Origin of the sequence: Caballeronia sp. NCF2 (assembly GCF_023631205.1) — a bacterium.
GTDB classification, from domain to species: domain Bacteria; phylum Pseudomonadota; class Gammaproteobacteria; order Burkholderiales; family Burkholderiaceae; genus Caballeronia; species Caballeronia zhejiangensis.
The window spans coordinates 18,270-38,971 of record NZ_JALQDN010000058.1 but is presented as its reverse complement, the minus strand read 5'-3'; the positions used below and the strand labels follow the sequence as shown (position 1 = coordinate 38,971).

Sequence of the window (20,702 nt, the reverse complement as noted above, 5' to 3'; positions counted from 1 at the left end):
GCGACATGTCGGCAAACATCATGCGGCGGGACGAACGGCAGCGCATCGCGCTGACGCTCAACGGCCGCGAGCGCAGCGGCCATTGCGAGCCGCGCGAACTGCTGTCGGATTTCATCCGGCACGAACTGGGCGCGACCGGCACGCACGTCGGCTGCGAACACGGCGTCTGCGGCGCATGCACCGTGCACGTCGATGGCGTTGCGGCGCGCGCGTGCCTGATGCTCGCGGTGCAGGCGGACGGACGGCGTATCGATACCGTCGAAGGTCTCGCGCCCGAGCAGACGCTCGGCGACCTGCAGCAGGCGTTCCAGCGGCATCACGCCTTGCAGTGCGGCTTCTGCACGGCGGGCATCCTCATGTCGTGCGCGGATTATCTGCAACGCGTGCCGAATCCGACCGAGGAGCAAGTGCGCGAAATGCTGTCGGGGCATATCTGCCGCTGTACGGGCTACACGCCGATCGTGGCGGCGGTGCTCGACGTGGCGGCGCGCCGGCGGACGCAAACGGACACGAGCGAGGTCGAACATGCTTGATCTCGGCCGCACCTTTCTGCAAAGCGTCGAGCGCAGTCCGAACGCGCTCGCGCTCGTCGATGGCGAACTGCAACTGACCTATGCACAGTGGCATCGCGTGATCCTGAATGTCGCCGATGGCCTGCGCGCGCTCGGTCTCGAACGCGGCGACCGGCTGCTCGTCGTGCTGCAGAACCGCTGGGAAATGGCGACGCTGCATTGGGCGGGACAATTCGCCGGCATCGTGATCGTGCCGCTCAACTGGCGCGCGAAGCCGGACGAACTCGACTATTGCGTGACCGATGCCGGCGTGAAGGCGATCGTCTACGAGCCCGTTTGCGCCGATGCCGTCATCCAGAGTCCGGCTGCGCAGAACGTGCCGCGCATCGGCCTCGACGATGCGCCCGGCCGCAACCTGGGCTTCGATGCGCTCGTTGCCGACCGCAGCGAAGCGCGCCACGACGCGACGACGCGCGCCACCGCCGACGACATCTCGCTGATCCTCTACACGTCCGGCACCACCGGCAAGGCCAAGGGCGTGCCGCGGCGTCATCGTCACGAACGCGCGGGCGCGCTCGCGCATGTCGCGCAGAACCTGTATCGGCGGGGCGAGAGAACGCTCGGCGTGATGCCGCTCTATCACACGATGGGCGTGCGCTCGCTGCTCGCGATGGCGCTCGTCGACGGCCTGTTCGTCTGCGTGCGCCGCTGGAACGCGAAGCTCGCGCTCGAATCCATCGCCGCGCACGGGCTCACGTGCCTCTACCTCGTGCCGACGCTCTATCACGACCTGCTCGCCGACAAGACGTTCGCGGCCACGGACACGTCGTCGGTCAGGAAGCTCGGTTTCGCGGGCGCGCCGATGAACGACGGCCTGCTCAAGCGCCTGTCCGCCGCCTTCGAGCCGGAACTCTTCGTCAATCACTATGGCTCGTCCGAGGTCTATACGTTCAGCATCGATCAGGACGCGACGAAGAAGCCCGGCAGCGCGGGGCGCGCGGGCATCAACACGCGGCTGCGCGTCGTGAAGCTGGATGCCGTATCGCCCGATCAGATCGCCGCTGCCGGCGAGGAAGGCCAGATCATCGCGGACCTGCTCGGCGACGAGGCTTTCGAAGGCTACTGGAATCGCCCGGACGCGAATGCGAAGTCGCTGCGCGAAGGCTGGTACTTCACCGGCGACACCGGCTACTTCGATGCCGACGGCGACCTGTACGTCACCGGCCGCGTCGACGACATGATCATCAGCGGCGGAGAAAACATCTCGCCGGTGGATATCGAATCGGTGCTGTCGCTGCATCCGGCCGTCGACGAAGTCGCGGTCGCGGGCGTCAAGGACGAGCGATGGGGCCAGCGCGTCGTCGCGTTCATCAAGCGCCGCGAGTTCGTCGATGCAGAAGCGCTCGACGGCTGGTGCCGTCAGTCCGATCTCGTCAACTTCAAGCGGCCGCGCGAATACGTGTTCGTCGACGACATACCGAAGTCTCCGGTCGGCAAGATCCTGCGCCGCAAGCTGCAGGCCGGCGAATACGCGAGCGAGACCCACGCAACCTCTACAGAGACCACCAAGGAGTAACCGAACATGAGCGATTTGAACCATCGCGGCCAGACGCTGCTGCAAGACCTGGACGGCTTTTCAGTCGAGATCGACGCCGCCCGCGAGCGCGCCGACATCATCCTGCATCGCCCGCCGTTCAACGTCATTTCGATGCACGCCCGCGACCAGTTGCGCGCTGCATTCGAGGCGCTCGACGAGGACGACCGCGTGCGCGTGATCGTCGTGCGCGCCAGGGGCGAGCACTTCTCGAGCGGCGGCGACATCAAGGGCTTTCTCGAGGCATCGCCGGAACATGTGTCGAAGCTCGCGTGGAATATCGCGGCGCCCGCGCGCTGCTCGAAGCCGGTCATCGCGGCCAATCGCGGATTCTGCTTCGGCGTGGGCTTCGAGTTGTCGCTCGCGTGCGATTTCCGCATCGTCACCGATACGACGTTCTATGCGCTGCCGGAGCAGAAGCTCGGGCAGATTCCCGGCTCGGGCGGCTCGGCGCGCTTGCAGTCGATGGTCGGCATCGGCCGCACGAAGGACATCGTGATGCGCTCGCGCCGCATTCCCGGCAAGCAGGCGTACGAATGGGGCATCGCGGTGGACTGCGTGGCCGACGCGGAACTCGAATCAGCGACGGATGCGCTCGTCGACGAACTGCGCGCGTTCTCGCCGCTGGCACAGCGCACGGCGAAGAAGCTGCTGAACGACTCGGAAGACGCGCCGCTTTCGATCGCGATCGAACTCGAAGGCCATTGCTATAGCCGCCTGCGCTCGTCGGACGATTTCCGCGAAGGCGTCGAAGCGTTCCACGGCAAGCGCAAGCCGGTGTTTCGCGGGTCCTGATCCCGCGCTTTGCACAATAAAAGGAGACAGGCGATGGAGCGCTTCGATGTCGTGATCGTGGGCGGCGGCTCGGCGGGATGCGTGCTGGCGCATCGGCTGTCGGCGGTGCCGTCGCTGCGCGTCGCGCTGATCGAGGCGGGCGCGGATACGCCGCCCGGCGCCGTGCCCGAGGCCATTCTCGACAGCTATCCGATGCCGGTCTTCTGCGGCGATACCTACATCTGGCCCGACCTGAAAGCGAAGGCCACGAAGGATGCCGCGCCGCGCGTGTACGAGCAGGGCCGCGTGATGGGCGGCGGCTCGAGCATCAACGTGCAGTCGGCCAATCGCGGCCTGCCGCGCGATTACGACGAATGGGCCGCGAACGGCGCCGATGGCTGGGCGTGGCGCGACGTGCTGCCGTACTTTCGCAAGCTCGAACGCGACGTCGACTTTCCCGGCGGCGAGATGCACGGCAGCGACGGCCCGGTGCCGATCCGCCGCATCATGCCCGACGACTGGCCGGCGTTCTGCCACGCGTTCGCAAAGGGTCTGCGCGAGAACGGGGTCGCGCAGTTGCAGGACCAGAATGGCGAGTTCGGCGACGGGTTCTTTCCCGGCGCGTTCTCCAATATCGACGATCGGCGCGTGTCCACGGCCATCGCCTATCTCGACGAGGCCACGCGCAGGCGTCCGAATCTCGCGGTCTACGCGAAGCTGCGCGTGGAACGCATCGTGATGGACGGCGCGACGGCGCGCGGTGTCGTCGCGATTGCGGAGAACGGCGAGCGCGTTCAGTTCGATGCGGACGAAGTCGTGCTGAGCGCGGGCGCGCTGCAGTCGCCGGCGATGCTGATGCGCGCGGGCATCGGCGATGCGCGCGAGCTCGCGGCGCTCGGCATCGCGTGCGAAGTGGACTTGCCGGGCGTCGGACGCAATCTGCAGGATCATCCGTCGCTGACGTTCTGTCATTTTCTCGAGCCGCGCTTTCGCATGCCGCTCGCACGACGCCGCGCCAGCATGATGGCCGCGCGTCTGAGTTCCGGCGTCGCGGGCTGCGATGCCTCGGACCTGTATCTGTCGAGCGCGACGCGTGCGGCGTGGCATGCGCTCGGCAACCGGCTCGGACTCTTCTTTCTGTGGTGCAACCGGCCGTATTCGCGTGGCCGCGTGCAGCTCGCATCGCCCGATGCGGCCGCCGCGCCGCGCGTCGATCTCAATCTGCTCGACGACGAACGCGATGTGCAGCGCCTCGCCGCGGGCGTGCGGATGCTGGCGAGCGTGGTCCACGCATCGGGACTCGGGCGCAGTTCGCGCGACTTCTTTCCGGCGGCGTTTTCTGCGCGCGTGAAGGCGCTGAGCCGGGTCGGCGAGGGCAATGCGCGCCTCACGTCCGTTCTCGGCGTGCTGCTCGATGCGCCCGCGCCGGTGCGCCGTTTCCTCATCGAACGCTTCTTCACGCGCGGACTGAAGATGGACGCGCTGCTCGCCGACGACCGCGCGCTCGCCGCGTTCATCCGCGCGAACGTGTTCGGCGTGTGGCACGCGAGCGGCACATGCCGCATGGGCGGCGCGGAGGATCGCGATGCCGTCACGGATACCGAAGGGCGCGTGCACGGCGCGCGCGGCTTGCGCGTCGTGGATGCATCGCTGATGCCGAGGCTGCCATCGGCCAATACGAACATACCGACCATCATGATCGCCGAGAAGATCGCCGACGCGATGGTCGCGCAGCGAAGCGCGAGCATGGCCCCGCCGCTCGCCGCCGCGTACTGACACTGCTCGAGCAATTTCGTTTTTCAATCGTAACAAGAGCACGCATCCATAAAAGCGTGCCTGCGGTAATCCAAAGGAGATACACATGTCCGTAGCAGCGCAAGACGGAGCCGCCGTGCTTCCGGCAAATCAGCGGCAGATCATGGGTGCAGTGATGGCGTCCTGCATCGGCTGGGCCCTCGATCTGTTCGACTTGTTCGTGTTGTTGTATGTGGCGCCGGTTGTCGGGCGTCTGTTCTTCCCGTCCGAACACGCGATGCTCTCGCTCGCGGCGGTCTACGCTTCATTCGCGGTGACGCTGCTGATGCGTCCGCTCGGCTCCGCGCTCTTCGGCTCGTATGCGGATCGTCGCGGCCGCAAGGGCGCCATGATCTTCGCGGTCGTCGGCGTCGGGTTGTCCACTGCGGCTTTCGGCGCGCTGCCGACGGTCGCGCAGGCCGGCATCGTCGCGCCGATCCTCTTCCTGCTGCTGCGTCTCGTGCAGGGCGTGTTCGTCGGCGGCGTGGTGGCGTCGACGCATACGATCGGCACCGAATCGGTCGCGCCGAAATATCGCGGCGCGGTGTCGGGGCTGATCGGTGGCGGCGGCGCGGGACTCGGCGCGCTTCTGGCATCGCTCACCTTTCTCGCGATGTCCGCGCTCTTTCCCGGCGATGCCTTCGACGTGTGGGGCTGGCGCTGCATGTTCTTCACCGGGATCGTGAGTTCGGTGCTCGGTCTCTTCGTCTTCAACAGTCTCGAAGAGTCGCCGCTGTGGAAGAAGCTCGCCGCCGAAAAAGCCGCGAAGGCCGCGGCGAATACCGAGCGCGCAAAGGCCGAAGTCGTGCGCTCGCCGATCCGCACGCTGTTCTCGCGCGAGTACCGCGGCGTGTTGTTCGTGAATCTCCTGCTGACCATCGGCGGCGGCAGCGGCTACTACCTCACGTCGGGCTATCTGCCGACGTTCCTCAAGGTCGTGAGCCACGCGCCGAACGGGGCGGCCGCCGCGATCCTGATGATCTGCAGCGTGGCGGTGGTGATCGCATCGGTTTTGGCGGGGCATCTCAGCACGTTCATCGGGCGCAAGGGCGCGTTCATCTGGATCGGCATCATCCGGCTCGTCGCCTTGCCCGGCCTCTTTCTGCTGTTGCCGACGGCAGAAAGCATCACGATGATCGGCGTCTATGCGGTGTTGTTGTCCGCGCTCGGCAGCGCCGGTTACGCGCCCATACTGATCTTCCTGAACGAGCGCTTTCCGACCGCGATTCGCGCGACCGGAACGGGCCTCTCGTGGAACATCGGTTTCGCGATCGGCGGGATGATGCCGACCTTCGTCTCGCTCGTCGCGAAGGATGCGAGCCAGTTGCCGTCGACGCTCGCGATTTTCGTCGGCGCGATCAGCGTGATCTTTCTCGTCGGCGCGTTCGTGGTGCCGGAGACGCTCGGCAAGCTCGAGAACGGCGACGCGGGCAGTCCTTCGTGACCTTCACGGCGCGCGTCATTCCGGCGCGCGCGTCGTCACGCGTCCGATCTCCTCGGCGATGATCGCGATCAATGCCTCGGCGGCCGGCCCGATCGGCCGCTTCGGATGCGTCACCTGAATGATGTGGCGCACGATGGGCGGCGCCGAGATCGTGCGTATGCGCAAGCGGCCTTCGTCCGCTTGCGCCTGCACCACGACGCGCGGCAGGATCGTCGCGACGCTGCTCTGCTCGACGAACTGCACGATGGTACTCAGCAGATCGATCTCGAACTTCGGCTGGATGACGACATCGGCCGCCATCAGGGCGGCATCGAGCGCGCCGCGCAGACCGTTGCGCCGCGTAGGCAACACGAGCTCGATGTCCGGCTGCCCGGTCAGATCCATCGTGCCGGGAAGCTCGGGGCCGTGCAGCGCGCTCGTCACCAGCACCATTTCTTCGACGAGCAACGGCTTGACGTCCAGCATCAGGCGTCCGCGCGGCTTGTTGATGATGGCCGCATCGAGCCGGCCCGATTCGACGGCGTCGATCAGTTGCGCGCTGAAGCCATCGGCGACGGATACTTCGACTTGCGGGAAAAGCGCATCGAAGCGGGCGAGCGATTCGGGCAATACGCTCTGCGCTTCCGACGAGACCATCCCAAGCGACACGCGGCCCGTCACGATGACATCGCGACGGCTCAGGTGCTCCCTTGCGTGGTCGATGTCGCGCAGGATCGGCGTGTAGAGGCGGTACATCAATCGTGCGGCTTCGGTGGGCGCCATGCCGTGCGGCCCGCGCTCGAAGAGCTTCTGCCGGATCTCGGATTCGAGTTTGGCGACCTGCATGCTGAGCGCCGGCTGCGCAATGTTCAGCCGCTTTGCGGCACGCGTGACGGTGCCTTCCTCGAAAAGCGCGATGAAGTACTGAATCTGCTTCAGTTCCATGAGACGGGTGTGCGGGACGGTCCGTGAACATAGTACCGCGCGCCGTCTTTCAGGGGGCGGCGTCGCGTCGCCAACCGGAGAATCGAGTCGCCGGTTGCCTGCAACGAGACCGCCCCGGCCGCCGTCAGCTCATCGCGATGACGGCGATCTCCACCAGCAACGCAGGCGACGCGAGCTTCGCTTCCACGGTCGCACGCGTCGGCGCGCAGCCTTCGGGAACCCACGCATCCCACACTTCGTTCATGCCCGCGAAATCACGCGCGATATCCGACAGCCACACTTGCGCCGACACGAGACGGGTCTTGTCGATGCCCGCCTTGTCCAGGAAGCCATCGATCTTTTCGAGCACCTTTGCCGTCTGCAGCTTGATATCGGGCGTCTGATCCGCGGACGTCTGCCCGCCGATGAACACGAGTCCCGCCGCCTTCACGACGCGGCTCATGCGCTGATTGGTGTCGATGCGAACGATATCGCTCATTACTTGTTCTCCTTACGAAAGGGTTGGGGAATACGGATCAGTGCGTGACGAGCGGCAACGCATCGGCGGCGGCCGACGTGGCGCGCGCATGGAAACGGTCGATGGCGAATGCATCGAGCGACAGCGACGGCTCGCCGTCGAGCATGAGTTCGGAGACGAGCTTGCCGCAGCCCGGCCCGAGCTGAAAGCCGCTGCCGCAATAGCCGAACGAGTAGTACAAATTCGACGCCGTGCGGCTTGCCGAAATCACCGGCAGTTCGTCTTCGGTAAATGCTTCGACGCCCGCCCACGCGCGATTCACGCCGAGATGACGCAGATGCGGAAAAAGATCCGTGACCGTCTGCGCGCTTTTCACGAGGCGCATGAAATCGACTTCGCCGTGACGGTTCGCCAGTTCCGCGATGCCGATCAGCTTGCCGCCGATCACGACCGTGCCGTTGTCGAATTGCTTGAAGGACAGCGGACGGCCCGTCGCGCCGAGCGTCGCGCGGCAGAAGGGCGCGACCCGGTGCGTGACCATCAGCATCAGGCCTTCGGGATGCACGGGCACCGGCTCGCCCGCCTGCTTCGACAACTCGCCGGACCACGCGCCCGACGCGATGAGCATCTTCTGCGCGCCGAACGTGCCGCGCGGCGTCTGCGCGAACCATCGCTCGCCGCGCTGTTCGATGCGTCTCACCGGCGTGCCTTCCAGAAAGCGCACGCCCAGACGTTGCGCCGCGAGCCTGAAGGCAGTCGTCGTGCGGTACGGCAACGCGTAGCCATCGCGCTCGACCCAGATGCCGCCGGTCACGTGCCTCGCGAGCGCCGGTTCCAGTTCGAGCACGGTTTCGCGATCGATGATCTTCTCGTGCGTGAAGCCATGCGACGCCAAAAGCGCGACGCGTTCGCGGCAGGTTTCGAGCTCGGCTTCCGTTTCCGCGATCTTCAGTTGCCCCGACGGCACGAAGCCGCCATCCTCGCCCAGCAGATCGGTCATGCCGTGCCATATTTCGCGCGACATCAGCGCGAGCGGAATTTCGGGCAGCGGACGCCCGAGCGTGCGCACGCCGCCCGCGTTGACGCCCGACGAATGACGCGCCACGTAATCCGCTTCGAGCACGATGACTTTCACGCCGCGCTTCGCCAGATGCAACGCGCTGCTGGTGCCGTGCAGACCGCCGCCGACGACGATCACATCGGCTTCGCTGATTTCATTCACCGGCGAGTTCTCCGAGCGTGAGCGGTTTGATCGGCGGGCGAATGCGGTAATAGCCGACCTCGGCAGGCGACACGCGCCGCGCATCCGCGATGACTTCCGTCACCGTCAGCCCGCACATGCGGCCTTGGCACGGTCCCATGCCGCAGCGCCCGAACGACTTCGCCTGGTTCGGCCCGACGCAGCCCAGCTCGACGAACTTGCGCAACTCGCCCGCGGTGACTTCCTCGCATCGGCAGACGATGGTTTCGTTCTTCGGAATGCGGTTCACATCGCGCGGACGATACAGCGAATCGAGGAACGGACGGATGCGCAGAGCGCCCGCGAGATCGCGCCTGAGCGCCATCGCTTCGAGATCGCGCTTGCGGGTATCGATCGCGCCGAGTTGCGCCGCCACCGCGACGCCCGCGAGCGCGCCCTGCAAGGCCGCCGCCTGCGCGCCGCCGATCCCCGCGCCGTCACCCGCGACGAAGATGCCGGGCACGTCGAGCTCGCCCCATGCGTCGGTCTTCGGCGTGAAGCAGAGTTGCGCGTTATCCCAGCGATGCGTCGCGCGCAACGCCTGCGTGAACTGCGTATTCGGCACGACGCCCTGATGCAGCAGAATCACGTCCGCTTCGATGCGGTGCGCCGCGCCCTGCGTCGTGAAGCCGAGCGCGCTCGCATGCTCCACGCCGTCGGCGCCGGTGCGCGATTCGACGCGCAGGTCGTCGGCGGCCTCGAACATCGGCACGCCCGCTTCGCGCAGCGTGCGCATCAGCTGCAGTCCTTTGCTGAGATACGGCCACGCGCGCAAGGCCGACAGCATGTGACGCTTCGCGCGCCAGCGGTCCTCGTGGCGCGTCGTGTCGACGAGCGCGCGAATCGGCACGCCCGCGCGGATGTACTGCCAGCCGAGCAGATACAGAAGCGGTCCGCATCCCGCGAGAATCGGCGGCGCGGCAGGCACTTCGCCCGCGCTCTTGAGCAGGATTTGCGCGGCGCCCGCCGTCAGCACGCCGGGCAGCGTCCAGCCGGGAATCGGGAAAGGCCGCTCCATCGCGCCGCTCGCGAGAATCACGCGCTGGGCGTCGAAGCTGCCGATCCTGCCGTCCTTCAGATAGTTGATGCCGCGCTCGCGCGTGACCTGCCACACGGTCGCGCCCGTCAGATGCCGCGCGCCCGATGCCGCGAACGCCTGGGCGATCGCGCCGCCCGCCGCGTAATCGGGACCGAGAATCTCCTTGCGGCGCGCGTCCGCCCGGCCGATGCCGCGATAGATCTGTCCGCCGGCGGCGTCCTGTTCGTCGATCAACACGGTCTTGAGGCCCGCGCGCGCGGCACGCGTCGCGGCGCTCATGCCCGCGGGACCGGCGCCGATCACGACGACATCGACAGCTTCGGCATGCGACGAAACGAGTTCAGCGGCCATGTGCGTTCTCCAGCGATGCGTCGGCGGTATCGGTGCCGATCGAAGGGGGCAGATCGCGCGCGCCTTCCTGCGACCGGATGCGCATGCCGGCTTTCACTTCGACCATGCAGCTCTGGCGGCTCGGCACGCCGTCGATCTCGACGAGGCATTCGAAGCACGCACCCATCATGCAGTAAGGCGCGCGCGGTGCGCCCGAAACCGGCGTCGCGCGAAACCGCGACACGCCCGCCGCGAGCAAAGCCGCCGCGACGGAGCGTCCGCCTTGCACGGTCAGCGCCCGGTCGTTGAAGAAGATGTCGATGCTCGCGCCGTCCGCGCCCGGCAGCGGCTTGAAAAGCGTAGGTGTCGATGAAGTCATGTCGTGCGTGCTCAATGTGCGGAGATGAGTTCTTTGGCGTGCTCGAAGCGGCGCGCGGAGAAGGTGGGCAGTTCGTCGGGAACCGGTGCGCCGAGAATCCACGGGGCGATGCGCATGGCGTGCGCGGCGGCGAGCGTCACGCCGCTGTGGCAGGTCACGACGAACGCGCCGGGATGCCGCTCCGACTGGTCATAGACGGGAAAGCCGTCGGGGCTGTAGACGCGCAACGCGGCCCACATGCGGACGAGGCGCACATGCTCCAGCAGCGGGAAGGCGCGCACCGCACGCCGGGCGATATCGGCGAGGACGGGCGTGGTCGTGAAATCGTCGAAGCCCACTTCTTCCATCGAATCGCCGAATTGCAGGCTGCCTTCGTCGGTCTGACGCACGTTGAGCGTCGGATAGTGCAGGAACGGCGCGACGCGCTCGCTTACCAGCACTTGTCCGCGATTGGGCGCGACCGGCGCATTCAGCCCGACGAACGGCGCGAGCGTGCGATTGCCGAGACCCGCCGCCAGCACCACGCGTCCCGCGCGATACGTGCCGCGCTTGCCCTGCACGACGAAGCCGTTCGCTTCGGGCACGATGCGCTCGGCGCGCTCGCCGGAAACGAGGCGCACGCCGCGCGTCTGCATCGACGTATGAAGGCCGCGCAGCAGTTTCAGCGGATTCACATGGCCGTCCATCGGCGTATAGCTCGCGCCGATCACCTTCGGCCCGACTTGCGGAATGCGCTCGCGCACTTCGGCGCCGGTGAGGATCTGATACGGGTAATCGCCGAGTTCGGCTTGCAGCGTCGAAAGGCGCTTTTCGCGGTCGGCGAGTTCGGCGTCGTTGAAGCAGAAGTGGAAGCCGCCGGGCTGGCGCAGCGCCACATCGACGCCCGATTCGGCGTGGAGCGACTCCGCGAGCGCAGGCCAGCGCACCGCCGACGAACGCGACCAGCGCGCATACGGCGACAGGCCGTAGCCCTTGCCCTGAATCCACACGAGGCCGAAGTTGCCGCGCGAGGCACGCAAGCCGCCGTCGTCTTCATCGAGCACGGTCACGCGCGCGCCTTCGCGGGCGAGACCATAGGCGACGGCGGATCCGACGAGGCCGCCGCCGAGAACGAGTACGTCGGGACTAGCAGAAGTCATCGGGCTTCTCCGATCAGAATACGGTCGAGTCCGACCATGCGGTCGAGCAGAATCATCAGGAGCACCGTGCCGACGATCAGCACCGCCGAGACGCTCGCGACCAGCGGATCGATCGTCTGCGCGATCTGGTTGTACATGGCGACCGGCAGCGTCGTGGTGCCGGGCGTGGCGACGAAAATCGTCATCGTCAGTTCGTCGAAGCTCTGGATGAAGGACAGCACCCAGCCGCCCGCGACGCCGGTGCGGATCATCGGCAACACGACGCGGCGAAACGCGGTGAAGCGGCTCGCGCCACAGGACAGCGCCGCGCGTTCGGCATCGCGGTCCAGGCCGACCGCCGACGAGAGCGCGAGCCGCAGCGCATACGGCAGCACGATCACCACATGCGCGCACACGAGCGACCAGAACGATCCCGACAGATTCAGCATCGACAGGAAGCGCAGGAACGCGATGCCGAGCACGACGGCGGGAATCATCATCGGCGAGAGGAAGAAGCTCGTGAGCGCGGCGCGGCCGGGAAAGCGGTAACGCGCGATCGCCAGCGCGGCCGGCACGGCGAGCAGTACGCCGATGGTCGCCGCCGCGAACGCGAGCTTGATCGACAGCCAGAACGCCGACACGATGTCGCCGTTCTCGATGATCGCGTGGAACCAGCGCAACGATGCGCCGTCGAAGGGCATCGAAATGAAGCCCTTGTCGGTGAACGAGACGAGCATCACCACGACGAGCGGCGCGAGAATGAAAGTCAGGAAAAGCGCGTTGAATACGAGCGCGAGCGGGCCGTTCTGCTTCATGTGCGTGTCCTCGCGGTCAGTCGAAAATGTGCTTGAAGCGGCGCTCGGCGAGACGGCTGCATCCCATTACGATGGCCACGTTCGCGATCAGCAGCAACACGGCGATGCTCGCGCCGAGCGGCCAGTTCAGCGTGCCGAGAAACTCGTCATAGGCGGCGGTCGCGACCACCTTGAGCCGCCGTCCGCCAATGAGCGCGGGCGTGGCGAACGCCGACGCCGACAGCGCGAAGACGATGATCGATCCCGACAGCACGCCCGGCATGATCTGCGGCAGCACCACGCGGCGAAACACCTTGAGCGGCGATCCGCCGAGCGAGCGGCCCGCCCATTCCACTTGCGGGTCGAGCTTCTGCATGTTGGCCCAGACGGACATCACCATGAACGGCACCAGCACGTGCGTCAGCGCGATGATCATGCCGGTCATCGTGAAGACGAGGCGGATGGGTTCCTCGGTGATATGCAGGGCTTGCAGCACGTTATTGAGCACGCCGTTGTTGCCGAGCAGAATCTGCCAGCCGAGCGTGCGCACGACGACCGAGATCAGCAGCGGCCCGAGCACGATCAGCAGACACAGCGATTGCCACGGCTTCTTCATGCGCGCGAGGATGATCGTCTCCGGCACGCCGAGCACGATCGACAGGAGCGTCACGCCCGTTGCGAGGCCCGCCGTGCGCAGAAAGATCGTGCCGTAGTACGGGTCGCTCACGACTTCCCAATAGTTCGACAGCGTGAACGCGCTGGTGATGCCGGCCGTATCGCTGAAAACGCGGAAGGAGAGGACGAGCGTGAGGATCAAGGGCACCAGCAGCAGGCCGGTGAACAGCAGCAGCGCGGGGCCGGACAAGAGCCACGGCGCAGCGCCGGGGTGAGCGTCGTCAAGCGTGGCCATGCAGCGTCTCCTTGCCGTCTTGCGTGAGCACGCGCAGGTCGTCGTCGGTCCAGTCGAGACCCACTTCGTCGCCTTCTTGCGGCGGCGGCGCGCCGTGGTTCGGCTGCGCGATGCGCAACTTGCCGAGCGCCGTCTCCACTTCGAGCAGCCATTGATTGCCGATGAACACACGCGTCGCGATACGTCCTCTGATGCGCGCATCGCCGTTGGCGAGATGCACTTTCTCCGGGCGAATATAGACATTCACCGCGCCATCGACGTGACGGCCTTCGTGCGGCACATGCAGTTCCGTCCCGGCGACGTTCACGACCGCGCAACGCGGATTGCGCTGCAGCACTTCGCCCGCGAACGCATTCGTGCGGCCGAGAAAGGTCGAAGCGAAGGGCGTCGCCGGACGCTCGTACGCATCGTAGGGCGTGGAGAGTTGCGCGATCTTGCCGCCATGCATCACCGCGATGCGGTCGCTCATGGTCATCGCTTCGACCTGATCGTGCGTGACGAGGATCGTCGTGATGCCGAGACGCTTCTGAATCGCGCGCAATTCGATGTGCATTTCCTCGCGCAGCTTCGCGTCCAGATTGGACATCGGTTCGTCGAGCAGCAACAGTTCCGGCTGCATGGCGATGGCGCGCGCAATCGCCACGCGCTGCCGCTGCCCGCCCGACAGTTCCTTCGGATATCGATGCCCGAGGCCCTTGAGCCGCACCAGAGCGAGCGCCTCCTCGATGCGCTCTTCGCGCTCGCGGCGCTTCACCTTGCGCATCTCCAGCCCGAAGCCGACGTTGCCCGCCACCGTCATGTGAGGAAACAGCGCGTAGCTTTGAAACACCACGCCGATGCCGCGCTTCTCCGGGCGCTCGTTGGTGATGTCGCGGCCATCGAGCAGGATGCGGCCGCTCGTCGGCGTGACGAAGCCCGCGACCATCTGCAGTGTCGTGGTCTTGCCGCAGCCGGACGGACCGAGCAGCGAGAGAAATTCGCCGCGTTCGACGGACAGATCGACATGTTCGATCGCCGTGAAATCGCCGTAGCGTTTGGAGATGCCCTGAAGCGTCAGGAATGCCATGCGCGTGACTCCTTCGACAGATGCGGATGCGCGGCTTTAGCGCTCGACCGAACGGTTCCAGCGTTCCGTCCATTCCGTGCGATGCTGGTTGATCGTCGCCCAGTCGACGGCGGTGAGCTTCGACACCTGCTCGGGACCGTAAGGCACGCGCGCGGCGACCTCCGGCGCGAGCTTCACGGTCTTGTTGACCGGCCCGAGACCGATGTTCTGCGCTTGCAGCAGTTGCACTTCGGGCGTCAGCAAGTATTGAACGAATTCCTGCGACAGCTTGGGCTGCGCGTTTTCCGCGAGCACGCACGCCGCCACTTGCAGCGCGACCGCGCCTTCCTTCGGATAGACGAACTTGAGCGGAAACCCGGTGTTCTGCAACGCGACCGCGCGACCGCTGCCGTAGGGCGCGAGAATCACGTCGCCGGATTGCATCTGGCCATCCATTTCGCCGGGCGTCGGGGCCCACGAGAGCACGTTGGGCGCGACTTGCTTGGTCATCGCCGTGAAGCCGGGGTCGATGTTCTTCTCGCCGCCGCCCGAGAGACGCGCGAGCATCACGAGGGTATGCAGGCCGTAAGTGTTGGTGATCGGCGGAACGCCGAGCTTGCCCTTGATGCGCGCATCGGTGAGCACTTTCCACGAGTCCGGCGGCGGCAGGCCGGCCTTCTTGAACGCTTCTTCGTTATAGCCGATGCCCGTCGCCACCATGCCGACGCCGATCGCCGTCGAGCCGAGTTTCGCGAGCGGATACACGTCGTTCATGATGGGCGCGTCGTCGAGCTTCGCGCACAGGTTCATCTGCATGGCCTGATACATCGGGCCGTCGTCCATCACCGCGACATTGATCTGCTGATGGCCCTTTTGCGCCTGCAACTTCGCGAGCGTGTCGCTCGAATTGCCCGCCACATAGACGACCTTCACGTTGTGCGCCTTCTCGAACGCCGGAATGATTTTCTGCCGATACAACTGTTCGTTCGAACCGCCGACATTGGCGACGTACAGCGTCGTGTCGGCCTGCGCGAGCATCGGCGCGGCAACGGCCGCCGAGAACGCGAGAGCGGCGATGACGCGACGTGCGGGAAGGGCGGACGGACGGCGATGCAACGCTTTTTTCATGACGAGGATCTCCATTGCGGGGGCGTGGGCGGGTGGGATTTGGAAGACATCTGGCCCATCGACGGATCGAGTGTCGCGCTGTCAATTCATATCGTCCAATACAAATAAAATACCTACCTATACATGGTTGATATACATTTCATCGTGTCATGGTGACTACTTAAGGGAAAGCGCGCATGAACCTGAAGCACATCGAGGCGTTTCGCGCGGTCATGGTTTCCGGGTCGATGACGGCCGCGGCCAAGGCACTCTTCACATCGCAGCCGAACGTCAGCCGGCTCATTTCGCAACTCGAACGCGACACCGGTTTGCAGCTTTTCCAGCGCAGCGGCGTGCGTCTGATTCCGACCAGCGAAGGCACCGCGTTCTTTCGTGAAGTGGAGCGCGCGTTCGTCGGCTTGCAGGGTCTCGCGAATGCGGCGGCGCAGATCCGCAATCTCGGCAGCGGGCGGTTGCGCATCGCGGCGATGCCATCGGCCGGCATGACGCTCGTGCCCCATGCGATCAAGCGATTTCATGCGCTGTTTCCCGACGTGACGGTCTCGCTGCATGTCAATACGTCGGGGACGGTGAATCACTGGACGGCATCGCGCTTTTGCGATCTCGGGGTCGCGGTGTATGTGAGCGAAGCGTCCGATTGCCAGGTCGAGCAGTTATCGAACGTGGCCGCCGTGTGTGTGATGCCGGCGAATCATCGGCTCGCGGCGAAGCGCAACATTCGGCCGAAGGATCTCGAAGGCGAATCGTTCATCTCGCTCTGTCACGGCGATGGCACGCGCGCCGTGATGGATGAAGTCTTTCAGCGCGCGGGAGTGCAGCGCGTGCTGGCCATCGAGGCGCAATACACGGCCATGTGCTGCGAGATGGTTCGGCACGGCATGGGCGTGACGCTCGCGCATCCGATCGTGGCGCGAGACTTCGTCGGACCGGACATCGTCATCCGGCCGTTTCAGCCGGTCACGCGCTTTCCGACGTATCTGCTGTTTCCGCCGCATCGGCCGCGTGAGCGGCTTGCATCCGCGTTCGTGGAGGTCCTGCGCGAGCTGCACGACGAACTGCTCGATGGGATCGTCTAGCCGTCGAACGGTGCTCATCGGCTCGGCGTATTCACCGCAATCCTTTCACGAAGTACGCGGTCGCCTTTCGCAAGAATCTCGATACGGGTCTTGCACTGTCCGGCCACGCCGTGACGGCGTTTGGCTCCGCGGCACGCGGCATGCTGGCAATCAGCATTCCAGACAGGAGATTCCATGAACACCACACCGACTGCGACGGCCCTGGACGTGGGCGCGCCGCATGCGCAGCGCGTCGCCTGTACGCTCTCGATCAACGGCGGGACGCAGACCTTCGACATCGAGCCGTGGACGACGCTGCTCGATCTTCTGCGCGAGCGGTGCCAGCTCACCGGCACGAAAAAGGGCTGCGACCACGGGCAGTGTGGCGCTTGCACCGCGCTCGTCGATGGCCAGCGCATCAATACGTGTCTCGCGATCGCCGTTTCATACGACGGCGCGGAAATCACGACAATCGAAGGGCTCGCGAGCGGCGACACGCTGCATCCGATGCAGCAGGCGTTCATCGACTGTGACGCGTTCCAGTGCGGCTACTGTACGCCGGGCCAGATCTGCTCGGCGGTCGGCATGCTCGCGGAAGGACATGCACACGACGCCGCGGAAGTGCGCGAGGCGATGAGCGGAAACATCTGTCGATGCGGCGCGTATCCGAACATCGTGCAGGCGATTCTGCAAGTATCGAGCGCGAACGGCGTCGATGAGACCGCCGTCGAGAACGGGGAGACGCACTCATGAACCGGTTCTCCTACACGCGCGCGAACGATGTATCCGCGGCGCTCGAAGCGCACCGCGCACCGTCGGCGCCGTTTCTCGCGGGCGGCACCAATCTCGTCGATCTCATCAAGGAAGGCGTCGCGCGTCCCGAGCGGCTCGTCGATATCCGCCGCCTGCCGATAGCGGCGATTCAGCCAAGCGCGGACGGTGGCATCGAAATCGGCGCGCTCGCCACGAACAGCGCCGTGGCCTACGACGAACGCATCCAGTCGCGCTACCCGCTGCTGTCGAAGGCGATTCTGTCCGGCGCTTCGGCGCAGATTCGCAATGTCGCGACGGTCGGCGGCAATCTCCTGCAGCGCACGCGTTGTCACTATTTCTACGACACCGCCACGCCATGCAACAAGCGCCGGCCCGGCAGCGGCTGCGGCGCGATGAATGGCGTCAACCGCATTCATGCCATTCTCGGCGCGAGCGAGCATTGCATCGCCGTTCATCCGTCCGATATGTGCGTGGCGCTCGCCGCGCTCGACGCCTCCGTGCGCGTGACAGGCGGCGAAGGCGAGCGCGTCGTGCCGTTCGACGCGTTTCACCGGCTTCCCGGCGATGCGCCGCATATCGATACGAACCTGCGCGACGACGAGATCATCGTCGCTGTCACGTTGCCCGCCGAGGGCTTCGCCGATCGCTACGCCTACGTCAAGGTACGCGACCGCGCGTCGTTCGCGTTCGCGCTGGTGTCGGTCGCGCTCGCGCTCAAGCTCGACGGCACGCGCATCGAAGCGGTCCGCTGCGCGCTCGGCGGCGTGGCGCACAAGCCGTGGCGCAATCGCGATGCCGAAGCCGCGTTGCGGGGCAAGACGCTCGACGCTACGACGGTGCGCGATTTCGCGAGCGCGATGATGCGCGACGCGCGCGGCCTGCCCGGCAACGCATTCAAGATCGAACTGACCGCGCGCGCCATCGAGCGCGCTTTCGAGCAGGCATCGGGGATCAGCCTCGCCGCCAGAGAGGACGACGCATCATGAACTTTCCGAACGAACTGGAACGCATCGCCGAACGGGGCGCGCATGTCAGCGGCAAGCCCGTCAGCCGGGTCGACGGCAGGAAGAAGGTGACGGGCGAGGCCCGCTACGCAGCCGAATTTTTTTCCGATGCAATGACCTACGGCTTCGTGCTCCCGAGCCGCATCGCGAGCGGGCGCATCGTGTCGATCGAGTCGCGGCGCGCGCTGGAATTGCCGGGCGTGCTGATGGTGCTCACGCACGAGAACCGGCCCGAACTGCCGCTGCGCGACGCGGCGTGGCAGGACCAGTCCGCGCCGGGCGGCATGCCGTTTCGGCCGCTCTGGGACGACCGCATCTGGTACAGCGGCCAGCCGGTCGCGCTCGTCGTCGCGGAAAGCCATGAACTGGCGCGTCATGCCGCTTCGCTGATCGAAGTCACCTACGAGCGAAGCAGCCACTGCACGGATCTGCGCGAGGTGGAAGCCGAGAGCTATCCGCCATCGACCGAAAAGGGCGGCTTCGAGCCTCCGCCGCCGCCTCGCGGCGATGCCGACGGCGCGCTTGCCGCAGCCGCCGTGAAAATCGACAGCCGCTATTCGACGCCGGCCGAGTATCACAACCCGATCGAATTGCACGGCTGCACGGTGATTCCCGAAGCCTCCGGCAAGTTCGTCGTGTACGAGAAGACGCAGGGCGTGCTCAACACGAAGCAGTATCTGACGAAGCTCTTCGGCTTCGACGACGACGCGCTCGAAGTCGTCTCGCCGTTCGTCGGCGGCGCGTTCGGCTCGGCGCTGCGTCCGCAATATCATCTGCCGCTTGCCGTCATGGCCGCGCGCGATCTGAAGCGGCCCGTGCGCCTCGTGCTGACGCGGCAGCAGATGTTCACCTTCGCGCATCGGCCGATGAGCCTGCAACGCGTCGCGCTCGCCGCGAATCGCGACGGCAAACTGCAGGCGGTCATCCACGAGGCGGTGTCGGAAACGTCGCAATACGAGGACTATTGCGATGTCATGGTGAACTGGGCCGGACAGCTCTACGCCTGCGACAACGTGCGGATGGACTACAAGGTGAGCAAGCTCGACGTGCCGACGCCCGCCGACATGCGCGCGCCGGGCGCAGCGCAGGGGCTCTTTCCGCTCGAAATGGCGATGGACGAGCTCGCCGAGGCGCTCGACATGGACCCGCTGAAGTTGCGCCTCATCAACTACGCGGAGCGCGACGGGAACAAGAACCTGCCGTTCTCCAGCAAGGCGCTGCGTCAGTGCTTCGAAGAAGGCGCCGCGCGCTTCGGCTGGGACAGGCGCCCGCTCGCGCCGCGTTCGATGCGCGAGGGTAACGAGCTCGTCGGCTGGGGCATGGCGACGGGCATCTGGGACGCGATGCAGAACGAGGCTTCCGCGCTCGCGCAAATCGGGGCGGACGGACGTGTCGTCGTGGCGAGCGCCACGGCGGACATCGGCACCGGCACCTACACGGTGATGACGCAACTCGCCGCCGATGCGCTCGGCGTGCCGCTCGAGCACGTCGATTTTCGCTTGGGCGACAGCCGTCTGCCGAAGGCGCCGCTCGAAGGCGGATCGTGGACAGTGTCATCGGTCGGCAGCGCGGTGCACGCGGCCTGTACGCGTTTGCGCGGGAAGCTGACGGCGCTCGCGGCCGAACACGGCGGCGATGCGTTCGCTCGCGCGCAGCCCGACACGATGCAACTCGATGGCGAATACGTCGTTTGCGGCGAGGGCAAGGCGCAACGCGTGTCGCTGTGGGAACTGATGACGCGCGCCGGCCTCGACACGATCGACGCGCAGGTAACGGTCACGCCGCACGACAGGCAGCAGTCGTATTCCATTGCCACGCACTCGGCGGTATTCGTCGAAGCGCGCGTCGATGCCGCGCTCGGCACGGTGCGCGTGACGCGCGTGGTCAGCGCGGTGGCGGCAGGACGCATCGTCAATCCGAAGACGGCGGCGAGTCAGATATCGGGCGGCGTGGTTTGGGGCATCAGCATGGCGTTGCACGAGCACGGGCAGTTCGACCACGAGCTCGGCCGGCAGATGAACCACAACCTGTCCGAATACCACGTACCGGTGAACGCGGACATCCACGACATACATGTGCTCTTCGTCGACGAGCATGACGACATCGTGAATCCGCTCGGCGCGAAGGGCGTGGGGGAGATCGGCGTGGTCGGCGTCGCGGCGGCGGTGGCCAACGCGATCTGGCATGCGACGGGCAAACGCGTACGGGATTTGCCGATCACGCTGGAGACAGTCTTCGCATGATTGGCAGGCCGGCCATCCTCGCATGGCAGAAACCGCCGCGAAGCCGCTTTCTGCAGACAATTGTGCGACGGCGCACGTCAGGCCGGTGCGCCGAGCGTTAAGTTAGCGCTTCCAAAACTGATGCGTCCCAGCGCCGCGGTGGTC

Annotated in this window: 19 protein-coding genes; 9 read left to right on the top strand and 10 right to left on the bottom strand. The window is 66.0% G+C overall.

Annotation, left to right across the window (positions count from 1 at the left end):
- Positions 1 to 5: 5 nt before the first annotated feature.
- From NCS02_RS20810 to NCS02_RS20790, 5 genes are all read left to right on the top strand, one after another.
- Positions 6 to 533 (top strand): (2Fe-2S)-binding protein, encoded by a 528-nt coding sequence (locus tag NCS02_RS20810; RefSeq protein ID WP_250503330.1) that lies wholly within the window; start codon positions 6 to 8, stop codon positions 531 to 533.
- Positions 526 to 2,088, top strand: coding sequence for an AMP-binding protein (locus tag NCS02_RS20805; RefSeq protein WP_008348097.1), 1,563 nt, complete (start codon positions 526 to 528; stop codon positions 2,086 to 2,088). Before NCS02_RS20810 ends, NCS02_RS20805 begins: the two co-directional genes overlap by 8 nt.
- A 6-nt stretch (positions 2,089 to 2,094) precedes the next feature.
- Positions 2,095 to 2,901 (top strand): enoyl-CoA hydratase/isomerase family protein, encoded by an 807-nt coding sequence (locus tag NCS02_RS20800; RefSeq protein ID WP_008348095.1) that lies wholly within the window; start codon positions 2,095 to 2,097, stop codon positions 2,899 to 2,901.
- A 33-nt stretch (positions 2,902 to 2,934) separates the two neighbouring features.
- Positions 2,935 to 4,656 (top strand): GMC family oxidoreductase, encoded by a 1,722-nt coding sequence (locus NCS02_RS20795; RefSeq protein WP_250503226.1) that lies wholly within the window; start codon positions 2,935 to 2,937, stop codon positions 4,654 to 4,656.
- Positions 4,657 to 4,741: 85 nt separating this feature from the next.
- On the top strand, positions 4,742 to 6,118 hold the full coding sequence (locus tag NCS02_RS20790; protein WP_250503225.1) for an MFS transporter: 1,377 nt from the start codon (positions 4,742 to 4,744) through the stop codon (positions 6,116 to 6,118).
- A 15-nt stretch (positions 6,119 to 6,133) separates the two neighbouring features.
- On the opposite strand, the gene NCS02_RS20785 is transcribed toward NCS02_RS20790, so the two are convergent.
- The 10 genes from NCS02_RS20785 to NCS02_RS20740 form a co-directional block, all read right to left on the bottom strand.
- Positions 6,134 to 7,042 carry a LysR family transcriptional regulator gene (locus tag NCS02_RS20785; protein ID WP_250503224.1) on the bottom strand — a complete coding sequence of 303 codons (909 nt, stop codon included), beginning with the start codon at positions 7,040 to 7,042 and terminating at the stop codon, positions 6,134 to 6,136.
- A gap of 124 nt (positions 7,043 to 7,166) precedes the next feature.
- The gene (locus NCS02_RS20780) at positions 7,167 to 7,520 is read right to left on the bottom strand and encodes a RidA family protein (protein WP_008348087.1); all 354 of its coding nucleotides are present in this window, start codon (positions 7,518 to 7,520) and stop codon (positions 7,167 to 7,169) included.
- A gap of 37 nt (positions 7,521 to 7,557) precedes the next feature.
- Positions 7,558 to 8,721 (bottom strand): NAD(P)/FAD-dependent oxidoreductase, encoded by a 1,164-nt coding sequence (locus NCS02_RS20775; RefSeq protein WP_008348086.1) that lies wholly within the window; start codon positions 8,719 to 8,721, stop codon positions 7,558 to 7,560.
- Positions 8,714 to 10,129 carry an NAD(P)/FAD-dependent oxidoreductase gene (locus NCS02_RS20770; RefSeq protein WP_008348083.1) on the bottom strand — a complete coding sequence of 472 codons (1,416 nt, stop codon included), beginning with the start codon at positions 10,127 to 10,129 and terminating at the stop codon, positions 8,714 to 8,716. The genes NCS02_RS20775 and NCS02_RS20770 overlap by 8 nt, the downstream gene beginning before the upstream one ends.
- Entirely contained in the window at positions 10,119 to 10,487 is a 369-nt protein-coding gene (locus tag NCS02_RS20765; RefSeq protein WP_033536269.1) for a (2Fe-2S)-binding protein, read from the bottom strand. Before NCS02_RS20765 ends, NCS02_RS20770 begins: the two co-directional genes overlap by 11 nt.
- Before the next feature lie 11 nt (positions 10,488 to 10,498).
- Entirely contained in the window at positions 10,499 to 11,626 is a 1,128-nt protein-coding gene (locus NCS02_RS20760) for an NAD(P)/FAD-dependent oxidoreductase (RefSeq protein ID WP_175980880.1), read from the bottom strand.
- Positions 11,623 to 12,420, bottom strand: coding sequence for an ABC transporter permease (locus NCS02_RS20755; RefSeq protein ID WP_250436532.1), 798 nt, complete (start codon positions 12,418 to 12,420; stop codon positions 11,623 to 11,625). The genes NCS02_RS20760 and NCS02_RS20755 overlap by 4 nt, the downstream gene beginning before the upstream one ends.
- Before the next feature lie 16 nt (positions 12,421 to 12,436).
- Positions 12,437 to 13,309, bottom strand: a complete 873-nt coding sequence (locus NCS02_RS20750) for an ABC transporter permease (RefSeq protein WP_250503223.1) — start codon at positions 13,307 to 13,309, stop codon at positions 12,437 to 12,439.
- On the bottom strand, positions 13,296 to 14,375 hold the full coding sequence (locus tag NCS02_RS20745) for an ABC transporter ATP-binding protein (protein WP_175980874.1): 1,080 nt from the start codon (positions 14,373 to 14,375) through the stop codon (positions 13,296 to 13,298). Before NCS02_RS20745 ends, NCS02_RS20750 begins: the two co-directional genes overlap by 14 nt.
- A 36-nt stretch (positions 14,376 to 14,411) precedes the next feature.
- A complete protein-coding gene (locus tag NCS02_RS20740) occupies positions 14,412 to 15,482 on the bottom strand; it encodes an ABC transporter substrate-binding protein (RefSeq protein ID WP_250523273.1) in 1,071 nt (356 codons plus the stop codon).
- A gap of 176 nt (positions 15,483 to 15,658) precedes the next feature.
- On the opposite strand from NCS02_RS20740, the gene NCS02_RS20735 reads away from it, so the two are divergent.
- From NCS02_RS20735 to NCS02_RS20720, 4 genes are all read left to right on the top strand, one after another.
- Entirely contained in the window at positions 15,659 to 16,558 is a 900-nt protein-coding gene (locus NCS02_RS20735) for a LysR substrate-binding domain-containing protein (RefSeq protein WP_250503222.1), read from the top strand.
- Positions 16,559 to 16,732: 174 nt separating this feature from the next.
- On the top strand, positions 16,733 to 17,290 hold the full coding sequence (locus NCS02_RS20730) for a (2Fe-2S)-binding protein (protein ID WP_250503221.1): 558 nt from the start codon (positions 16,733 to 16,735) through the stop codon (positions 17,288 to 17,290).
- Positions 17,287 to 18,297, top strand: coding sequence for an FAD binding domain-containing protein (locus NCS02_RS20725; protein ID WP_175980869.1), 1,011 nt, complete (start codon positions 17,287 to 17,289; stop codon positions 18,295 to 18,297). The genes NCS02_RS20730 and NCS02_RS20725 overlap by 4 nt, the downstream gene beginning before the upstream one ends.
- Positions 18,294 to 20,558 (top strand): xanthine dehydrogenase family protein molybdopterin-binding subunit, encoded by a 2,265-nt coding sequence (locus NCS02_RS20720; RefSeq protein WP_250503220.1) that lies wholly within the window; start codon positions 18,294 to 18,296, stop codon positions 20,556 to 20,558. The genes NCS02_RS20725 and NCS02_RS20720 overlap by 4 nt, the downstream gene beginning before the upstream one ends.
- Positions 20,559 to 20,702 lie beyond the last annotated feature (144 nt).

Bases quoted from the DNA above. Each gene is read 5' to 3' on its own strand.
- NCS02_RS20810 (WP_250503330.1), top strand. From the start codon at position 6: ATGTCGGCAAACATCATGCGGCGGGACGAACGGCAGCGCATCGCGCTG.
- NCS02_RS20805 (WP_008348097.1), top strand. From the start codon at position 526: ATGCTTGATCTCGGCCGCACCTTTCTGCAAAGCGTCGAGCGCAGTCCG.
- NCS02_RS20800 (WP_008348095.1), top strand. From the start codon at position 2,095: ATGAGCGATTTGAACCATCGCGGCCAGACGCTGCTGCAAGACCTGGAC.
- NCS02_RS20795 (WP_250503226.1), top strand. From the start codon at position 2,935: ATGGAGCGCTTCGATGTCGTGATCGTGGGCGGCGGCTCGGCGGGATGC.
- NCS02_RS20790 (WP_250503225.1), top strand. From the start codon at position 4,742: ATGTCCGTAGCAGCGCAAGACGGAGCCGCCGTGCTTCCGGCAAATCAG.
- NCS02_RS20785 (WP_250503224.1), bottom strand. From the start codon at position 7,042: ATGGAACTGAAGCAGATTCAGTACTTCATCGCGCTTTTCGAGGAAGGC.
- NCS02_RS20780 (WP_008348087.1), bottom strand. From the start codon at position 7,520: ATGAGCGATATCGTTCGCATCGACACCAATCAGCGCATGAGCCGCGTC.
- NCS02_RS20770 (WP_008348083.1), bottom strand. From the start codon at position 10,129: ATGGCCGCTGAACTCGTTTCGTCGCATGCCGAAGCTGTCGATGTCGTC.
- NCS02_RS20765 (WP_033536269.1), bottom strand. From the start codon at position 10,487: ATGACTTCATCGACACCTACGCTTTTCAAGCCGCTGCCGGGCGCGGAC.
- NCS02_RS20760 (WP_175980880.1), bottom strand. From the start codon at position 11,626: ATGACTTCTGCTAGTCCCGACGTACTCGTTCTCGGCGGCGGCCTCGTC.
- NCS02_RS20755 (WP_250436532.1), bottom strand. From the start codon at position 12,420: ATGAAGCAGAACGGCCCGCTCGCGCTCGTATTCAACGCGCTTTTCCTG.
- NCS02_RS20750 (WP_250503223.1), bottom strand. From the start codon at position 13,309: ATGGCCACGCTTGACGACGCTCACCCCGGCGCTGCGCCGTGGCTCTTG.
- NCS02_RS20745 (WP_175980874.1), bottom strand. From the start codon at position 14,375: ATGGCATTCCTGACGCTTCAGGGCATCTCCAAACGCTACGGCGATTTC.
- NCS02_RS20740 (WP_250523273.1), bottom strand. From the start codon at position 15,482: ATGAAAAAAGCGTTGCATCGCCGTCCGTCCGCCCTTCCCGCACGTCGC.
- NCS02_RS20735 (WP_250503222.1), top strand. From the start codon at position 15,659: ATGAACCTGAAGCACATCGAGGCGTTTCGCGCGGTCATGGTTTCCGGG.
- NCS02_RS20730 (WP_250503221.1), top strand. From the start codon at position 16,733: ATGAACACCACACCGACTGCGACGGCCCTGGACGTGGGCGCGCCGCAT.
- NCS02_RS20725 (WP_175980869.1), top strand. From the start codon at position 17,287: ATGAACCGGTTCTCCTACACGCGCGCGAACGATGTATCCGCGGCGCTC.
- NCS02_RS20720 (WP_250503220.1), top strand. From the start codon at position 18,294: ATGAACTTTCCGAACGAACTGGAACGCATCGCCGAACGGGGCGCGCAT.